At 60.4% G+C, this 1423-nt stretch carries 1 protein-coding gene; it reads left to right on the top strand.

Annotated features, from left to right (window positions below):
* The first annotated feature begins 10 nt into the window (after nt 1–10).
* Nucleotides 11–1164 (top strand): IS3 family transposase gene (locus VMT30_02925; protein HVQ43895.1). Its coding sequence is split into 2 segments (ribosomal slippage): nt 11–269 and nt 269–1164, totalling 1155 coding nucleotides; the frame shifts between segments, so codons are not numbered across the junction.
* The last annotated feature ends 259 nt before the right edge of the window (nt 1165–1423 follow it).

The following is a 1423-nucleotide window of genomic DNA, read 5'->3' on the forward strand; positions in this document are numbered from 1 at the left end:
GAGGTGGGTCATGGAGAGACGGAAGTTTACGCGGGAGTTCAAGCTTGAGGCCGTGCGCCTGATCAAGCAACGCGGCGTGTCTTACACGCAGGCGTCGGAAGACCTGGGCGTGCATCAATCGCAATTGCGCAGCTGGGTTAAGGCATTTGCTGACGATCCGCAGCAGGCGTTTCCTGGGCAAGGTCAGATGAAGCCCGAGCAGCTCGAGATTGCGCGTCTCAAGCGAGAAGTCGCCAAGCTGAAGGCCGAACGAGACATCCTAAAAAAAGCCGCGGCCTACTTCGCGAAGGAATCGACGTGAAGTTCGGTTTCATTGCGAAGCACCGGGGGATCTGGCCGGCGGATTGGTTGTGCGAGGCGCTCGGTGTCTCGCGGGGTGGCTTCTATGCCTGGCTGACACGACCGCGCAGTCAGCGCAGCCGGAGCGATGAAGAGCTGAGCGCGAAGGTTCGCGCCAGCTTCCTTGCGAGCGACCGGACCTACGGCGCCAGGCGGGTGTGGCACGACATGCTGGCGGAAGGGATGACGTGTGGTCTGCATCGGATCGAGCGGTTGATGCGACGACAGGCCCTCAAAGCGCGTCCGCGACGGCGTCGCCTGCCGCCCGATTTGGGTGAGCGGCAGGTCGCCACCGTCGCTCCCAACGTGCTCGATCGCACCTTCGAAGCACCCGCTCCCAACCGCAAATGGATCGCCGACTTCACCTATGTCTGGACTGCGGAGGGCTGGCTCTATGTGGCTGCCGTCGTCGATCTGTTCTCCCGACGTGTGGTCGGCTGGTCGATGAGTGCAGCGATGACGGCGCAACTCGTCACCGATGCCCTGGTGATGGCCATCTGGCGACGAGGCAAGCCCGATGCGCTGCTGCATCACTCCGATCGCGGCAGCCAATACACCAGCGAACAGTTCCAGCGGCTCATGGCCGATCACGGTGTCATCTGCTCGATGAGCCGATCGGGTAATGTCTGGGACAATGCGGCGATGGAGAGCTTCTTCTCGTCGCTAAAGACTGAGCGAACAGCGCGCAAGATGTACCGGACGCGGGACGAGGCCAAGGCCGACGTGTTCGATTACATTGAGCGCTTCTACAATCCGAAGCGGAGACACTCGACGATCGGATATCTGAGCCCGATGGAGCTCGAACAGAAGGTCGGATTAGTTTAAGCGGGTGTCAACGAAACCGGGTGCAGGCCAGCCGGAGAATTTGGCAACAAGGCGTTTTTCGATTTCGCGAACGAGGTCTTGGTGATCCATTAGGCGGAGCTTGGCTGCATCGTCGAGGCCCTGTTGGAAGAACTTGCCGGAGGCAGTTACAAGGCGGTATGGCCTGCACCCGGTTTCGTTGACACCCGCTTAAACTAATCCGACCTTCTGTTCGAGCTCCATCGGGCTCAGATATCCGATCGTCGAGTGTCTCCGCTTC

Source organism: Candidatus Saccharimonadia bacterium (assembly GCA_035544015.1).
GTDB lineage: Bacteria > Patescibacteriota > Saccharimonadia > UBA4664 > UBA4664 > UBA5169.